This window comes from Leucobacter sp. M11, from assembly GCF_035726885.1.
Taxonomy (GTDB): Bacteria; Actinomycetota; Actinomycetes; order Actinomycetales; family Microbacteriaceae; genus JAPFRB01.
The window spans coordinates 31,167-37,237 of sequence record NZ_JAPFRB010000003.1 but is presented as its reverse complement, the minus strand read 5'-3'; the positions used below and the strand labels follow the sequence as shown (position 1 = coordinate 37,237).

The window sequence follows — 6,071 nt, the reverse complement described above, 5'->3', positions numbered from 1 at the left end:
GTCGAGACGATCGTCGTGCACCCCGGCCCGGGGGAGCGCTGGAACCCTGGCCACGCGGTCAGCCGCTTCGTCAGCGCGGCCCAGGTCAGCGAGGACGTCCCCGTCCGGGAGACCCGGCCCTGGCTCGGCGCGTGGGTGCGTCGGGATCGGGAACTCGCCGAGGCCCTCAGCACGCGGCACGAGCCCGATCTCGCCGCCGCCCGCGAAACCGGCTACAAGGAGCGCAGCAGCTACGCGCGCGCCGAGGTGCGCGCGATGCGCGAGGCGATCACGCGCGAGATGCTCTGCGAGACGCTCTGGCAGGCCACCTGGCCCCACGACCGGCTCGTGCTCGGGGCCTCGCGCCTGATCCGGGTGCTGGACCGGGTCGCGCCGTCCCGCAAGCTCACGGTGCACAGCAACCGTGGCCTCGCGGGGATCGACGGCACGGTCGCGACGGCGCTCGGCGTCGCGCTCGCGAGCCAGGACGGGGACGAGCCCCGGCATGCCGCCGGGGTCACCCGGGTCCTGCTCGGCGATGTGACCCTGCTGCACGACCTCGGCTCCCTCGTGCTCGGCGCGGGTGAGGAGCGCCCCCGGATTCAGCTGATCGTCGGGAACGACGGCGGCGGCACGATCTTCGACGACCTCGAGGTGGCGCGCTCCGCGGAGCCCGCCGCCTTCGACCGGGTGATGTTGACCCCGCACGCCGCGGACCTCGGGGCCTTCGCCGAGGCCGCGGGATGGCATTTCCAACGCGTGAGCACGCGAGTAGAGTTGGAGCGCGCGTTCACCGCCCCCGTGGCGGGACCGAGCATCATCGAGGTTCCGCTGCCCCGCGGGGAGTGAACCGCAACACCGGGAGGCACCGTGGCCAAAGAGTTCTGGACCGAGAGCGTATCCGAGCTGCTGCGCGTGCGCCCCGGCTTCCGGCTCGCCGAGGTGGACCCGTCGAGCACCCCGGGGACCGTGGCGGATCAGAAGCGCGGCGAGAAGCACCTGGCGGCGGAGTCCGGCCGGCTGAAGGAGCTCCAGGAGCGGCTGTACGCCGAGAGCGCGATGGGGGGCACCGACCGCGTGCTCCTGATCCTGCAGGCGATGGACGCGGCGGGCAAGGGCGGCATCGTGAATCACGTGCTCGGTCAGATCGATCCGCACGGTCTGCACCTGTCGGCCTTCAAAAAGCCCACCGCTGAGGAGCGGGAGCACGACTTCCTGTGGCGGATCGCTCAGCGGGTGCCCGAGGCCGGGGTGATCGGGGTCTTCGACCGCTCGCACTACGAGGATGTCCTCATCCAGCGGGTCCGCCAGATGGCCCCGCCCGAGGAGATCGAGCGCCGCTATGGCGCGATCAACGACTTTGAGGCCGGGCTCGTCGGGGCGCACACCCGGATCGTGAAGGTGATGCTGCACATCAGCCCCGAGCAGCAGGCCAAGCGACTCCTCGACCGGCTGGCCCGCCCCGAGAAGCAGTGGAAGTACAACCCGGGCGACGCGGATGAGCGCTTGCTCTGGGCGGAGTACCAGGAGGCCTTCCAGGTGATGCTCGACCGAACCTGCCGCGACGACGCGCCCTGGTACGTCGTCCCCGCCGACAACAAGTGGTACGCCCGGGTTGCCGTGCAGCGGATCCTCACCGAGGTGCTGGAGGGCATCGATCCTGACTGGCCCGCCCCCGATTACGACGTCGCCGCCGAGCGGGAGCGGATCGAGGCGAGCCGGGGCACGCTCTAACCTCGCTGCGTCGCCTTCGGGGCCGGGACGCCGTCCGGGGCCGGCCGGGCCCCCCGACGCGAGGCGAACAGCGGGATCGTGATCTGGCAGAGCGGCCCGATGGTGAGGACGAAGAGCAGGGTGCCGGGCCCGACATTGCCGCCGAGCAGCCAGCCCGCCGTCACCACCGCGGCCTCGATGGCCGTCCGCACGATCCAGATGGGTCGCCCGGTCACCCGGTGCAGGCCGGTCATGAGGCCGTCGCGGGGGCCGGGGCCGAAGCGTGCGCCGATGTAAATGCCCGTCGCGCTCGCCAGGAGGACGACCCCGGAGGCGAAGCAGAGCAGCCGCAGCCACAGGGGCAGGTCCGCGGGGATCAGCGCCAGGCCCAGGTCGGCCGACGGGCCAACGAGGAGCGCATTCAGGACGGTGCCCGCGCCGGGTCGTTGCCGGATCGGGATCCAGGCGAGGAGCACGACGACGCTCGTGAGGATCGTGATCGTGCCGAAGCTCAGCGAGGTCTGCTGGGCGAGGCCCTGGCTCAGCACGTCCCAGGGCGCGGCGCCGATCTGGCCGCGGGAGATGAGCGCGATGCCGAGGCCGTAGAGAACGAGGCCGCCGAGGAGCTGCGCGCTCCGCTGGGGGATCCGGCGAGGAAGCGGGGCACCGGCGCGGGCCGGGAAAGACGTCATCATGGTGCCAGGAAATCGTATTTTGGCCTCAAAAAACAGAGCCAATTGGGATACGCTGGCCTCGTGTCTTCGCCAACGCTCAGCCCGTCCGCACTCGAATCCCTGCTCGGCCCGTGGCGCGAGCGCGCCGCCGGGCCCGCGTATCGGAGCCTCGCCGACCGGATCCGGCTCCTGGCGCTCGACGGGCGAATCGCGATCGAGAGCCGGCTGCCCGCGGAACGGGAGCTTGCGGCGCGGATCGGCCTGAGCCGCACCACGGTCACGGCCGCCTATCGCGTGCTCCGGGAGCAGGGCTACGCCGAGAGCCTGCGCGGCTCGGGCACGCGGGTGCTGCTGCCGGGAACGCAGGAGGGCGGTGGCCTGCTCCCCGACGAGGGCCTGCTCGACCTCAGCCGGGCGACCCTCCCCGCGACGCACCGAATCGCGGACGCCGCGCAGCACGCCGCCGCCGAGCTGCCCGCGCACCTCGGGGACCCCGGCTATCAGCTGCGCGGCCTCCCCGGCCTGCGGGCCGCGGTCGCCGAGTACTACCGCGGCCGCGGGATCGCGACCGTGCCGGAGCAGATTCTGATCACGAACGGGGCGCAGCACGCGATCAGCCTGCTGGCCCGGACGCTGCTCCGGCGCGGGGACACGGCGCTGATCGAGCAGCCGAGCTACCCGAATGCGATCACGGCGCTGCGCGCGACGGGGGCCAAGCTCCTGCCCGTGAACGTGACCACGGAGGACGGCTGGGACGAGGAGGAACTCCTGCGGCTGCTCCGCGCGGATCGCCCGAGCCTCGGGTACCTCATGCCCGACTTCCAGAACCCGACGGGACGGACCATGAGCGATCCGTTTCGCGAGCGCCTGACCGCCGCCGCCCGGGCGAGCGGCACCGTGCTCATCGCGGACGAGACCACCGCGGAGCTGAACATCGACCGCGTGATCGCGCCGCACTCGCTCGCCGCGCACGGGTCTGCCGTGCTCATCGGCTCCGTGAGCAAGGCGGCCTGGGGCGGGCTGCGCGTCGGCTGGATCCGGGCCGGACAGGCGCTGATCCGCCAGTTGGCCGAGGCCCGCCCCGCGAGCGATCTGGGCACCCCGATCCTCGAACAGCTCACCGTGACCCGGCTCCTGGACGAGTGGCCGGAGGTGCTTGCCGCCCGCCGCGATCAGCTCGCGGCGGGGCGCTCGGCGCTCACTCGGGGCGTCACCGAGCGCTTCCCCGCGTGGCGGGTGCCCGAGATCGAGGGCGGGCTTGCCGCGTGGATTGGGCTCGGTGCCCCGCGCAGCTCAGCCCTCACCCTGGCCGCGCGCCAGGAGGGGCTGCTCCTGGCAGCCGGGCCCCGCTTTGGACTGGCGGGAGCCCTGGAGAGATACCTCCGATTACCCCTCGGGCTGCCGGAGGCCGAGCTCGGCTCGGCCCTCGACGCGCTCGCCCGAGCCTGGGCGACGCTCGACGGCTCCGGATCGCCCGCGCGCGGGCGGGACGCGGCCGCGCGCTACCCCGTGCTCTGAGCCGCGGCGCACGAACCGCGCCGCGCGTGCCCGGCCGATCCGGAGGGCCCAGCGAAACGGCGCGGCGGAGCCGCTCGGCGGGTTTGGGCTTTCCCGACGACCCTGGCAGGGTGGGCACCAGCGCCCACGATCCCACCACCCCGCTTTCCCGAATGCTTCGGAGAGGACCACCCGTGACCACGCACTCCCTCGACGCGCTTGCCCGCGAGCTGATTGCCGACGCCGCGACGCGGCCAGAACGCCGGAGCATCGGGGCGCTCGCCAAGGCGGGGCGGCTCACGCAGCTCGGCCTGGGCTTCACCGCGGGGGGCATCCTCCCCGATCACGAGAACCCGGGCGATGCCACCCTCCTCGTGCTGCGGGGCGAGGTTCGCCTGAGCTGGGGCGACGAGCACTGGGACGGCGGCCCGGGCGATCTCTGCGTTATCCCGCAGGAGCGGCACGAGCTGCTCGCCCGCACGGACGCCTTCTGTTTGCTCAGCTTCGTCCGCCGCGAGCGGGAACCGGGCTCTTAGGCGGAGCCGCGCCGTCCGGCGGGCCTGGCCGCCGAGTCCGGCTCGGCGGCGCGCACTCGGATGGCTCCGGGCTGGACCGAGAGGACGATGCGGCTGGCCTCGCCCAGGGCGTCGCCGTCCACCTCGACCTGGCGGGGCTCGCCCAGGTCCACGGTGAGGGTGCGCACCCGGCTGTGGCTTGCGCTCTCGCTGCTGGCCGCGGTGGCGTCCGCCGAGCCCGCGAAGAGCCGCTTGAGCCCGTTGTCCCAGAGCAGGTTGCGCACGGTGTCCGCCCAGCCGCCGATGCCCTCCGCGTTCAGCACGAGCAGATCGAGCTCGCCGTCCCGGGGGTCGGCGTCCGGGAGCAGGGTCAGGCCGCCCTGGAGGGTGCCGCAGTTGCCGACGAGGAGCGTGTGCGCCGGCTCGGTCACGGGCTCCCCGCCGTCGGCGCTGAGCGTGACGGGGATGAGTTCGCTCGCGGAGACCGCGCGGCCCAGGGACTCGACGTAGGCGAGCCAGCCCGCCCGATCCTTGAGGTCGTCGTCGGTCTCAGTGATCATGTGCGCGTCGATGCCGAAGCCCGCCATGACCGCGAAGGCGTGCCGTTCCACGCCGCCGTCGAGGGTCAGCTCGGCCCAGCCGATGTCGAGGGGGGTGCCCGCGTGGCCCAGGGCGTGCGCGATGGCCGCCGCCGGGTCGTTCAGGGGGACGCCAAGGTTCCGGGCGAGGAGGTTGCCGGTGCCCAGGGGCACGATGCCGAGGTCGGCGGAGCCGCCCGTGTCCGCGAGGTGCTCGGCGACGGCCCGAACCGTGCCGTCGCCCCCCGCGGCGAGGATCAGGGTCGCGCCCGCGTCGAGGGCCTGCTGCGTCGCCGCCCGGCCGGGGTCGTCGGCGCTCGTCTCGAACCAGGAGAACCGGAGGCCCGGAGTTGCCGGAATGGCGGCCTCCAAATCCCCCTGGCTGGTCTTTGACGGATTCCAGACGAGACCGATGATCGAATCGTCCGGTTCGAGGGCGTCGTGCATGGCGGTGTTCCTCCCCAGCGGCCCCGAGGGAGGAACCTGCCTCACCCCAGTATGCGGCCCCGGCACCGCGCGCGGGGGGATTCCCAGGCAGTGCCCGGCGAGGGGGCCCAGCCGGGCGGGTGCTGCGCCGCCGCGTCGCGCGGGATGATCGACCCGGACAGCCGTGCGCCGCTAGCCGCCGAAGGCGTCGAGTACCGGACGGAACTTCGAGTGTGTCTCGGCGAGCTCGGTGGCCGGGTCCGACCCGGCCACGATGCCGCCGCCCGCGTAGGCGGTGATCTGCCGGGGGGCGGAGCCATCCACGCCGTCGACCTGGGCGCAGCGCAGGGCGATCGCCCACTCCCCGTCGCCCGTGCCGCCGATCCAGCCCACCGCACCCGAGTAGCGGCCGCGGTCGAAGGGCTCCTGGTCGGCGATCTGCGCGACCGCAACGGGCGTGGGCGTGCCCGCGATGGCCGCCGTGGGGTGCAGCGCCCCCGCGAGGTCGAGAGCGGTGGCGCCCCCCGTGAGGCGAGCGTTCAGATCGGTGCTCAGGTGCCACACGTTCGGCAGCTTCAGGGCAAAGGGTGCCGCGCTCAGCGCGAGGTCAGCGATGAAGGGGGCCAGCGCCTCCGTCACGCTGCGCACCGCGAACGCGTGCTCCTGCTGGTTTTTGTCGCTGCCGACGA

Annotated in this window: 6 protein-coding genes and 1 pseudogene; 4 read left to right on the top strand and 3 right to left on the bottom strand. The window is 73.3% G+C overall.

The window, feature by feature from the left end; genetic code table 11:
* Both OOT08_RS08340 and OOT08_RS08335 read left to right on the top strand, forming a co-directional pair.
* Positions 1–828, top strand: a pseudogene (locus OOT08_RS08340) (2-succinyl-5-enolpyruvyl-6-hydroxy-3-cyclohexene-1-carboxylic-acid synthase); the annotation flags it as partial.
* A gap of 21 nt (positions 829–849) precedes the next feature.
* Positions 850–1,713 carry a PPK2 family polyphosphate kinase gene (locus OOT08_RS08335; RefSeq protein WP_325092169.1) on the top strand — a complete coding sequence of 288 codons (864 nt, stop codon included), beginning with the start codon at positions 850–852 and terminating at the stop codon, positions 1,711–1,713.
* On the opposite strand, the gene yczE is transcribed toward OOT08_RS08335, so the two are convergent.
* Positions 1,710–2,387, bottom strand: coding sequence for a membrane protein YczE (gene yczE, locus OOT08_RS08330; RefSeq protein WP_325092168.1), 678 nt, complete (start codon positions 2,385–2,387; stop codon positions 1,710–1,712). The genes OOT08_RS08335 and yczE overlap by 4 nt on opposite strands.
* Before the next feature lie 60 nt (positions 2,388–2,447).
* Between yczE and yczR the strand changes: the two genes are divergently transcribed.
* Positions 2,448–3,884 (top strand): MocR-like transcription factor YczR, encoded by a 1,437-nt coding sequence (gene yczR / locus OOT08_RS08325; RefSeq protein WP_325092167.1) that lies wholly within the window; start codon positions 2,448–2,450, stop codon positions 3,882–3,884.
* A gap of 173 nt (positions 3,885–4,057) precedes the next feature.
* The gene (locus tag OOT08_RS08320; RefSeq protein WP_325092166.1) at positions 4,058–4,399 is read left to right on the top strand and encodes a LuxR family transcriptional regulator; all 342 of its coding nucleotides are present in this window, start codon (positions 4,058–4,060) and stop codon (positions 4,397–4,399) included.
* On the opposite strand, the gene OOT08_RS08315 is transcribed toward OOT08_RS08320, so the two are convergent.
* Entirely contained in the window at positions 4,396–5,403 is a 1,008-nt protein-coding gene (locus OOT08_RS08315; protein WP_325092165.1) for a diacylglycerol/lipid kinase family protein, read from the bottom strand. The two genes, OOT08_RS08320 and OOT08_RS08315, sit on opposite strands and share 4 nt — an antisense overlap.
* A 171-nt stretch (positions 5,404–5,574) precedes the next feature.
* Positions 5,575–6,071: chorismate-binding protein (locus tag OOT08_RS08310; RefSeq protein ID WP_325092164.1), on the bottom strand; the 497-nt coding region annotated here is incomplete at its 5' end.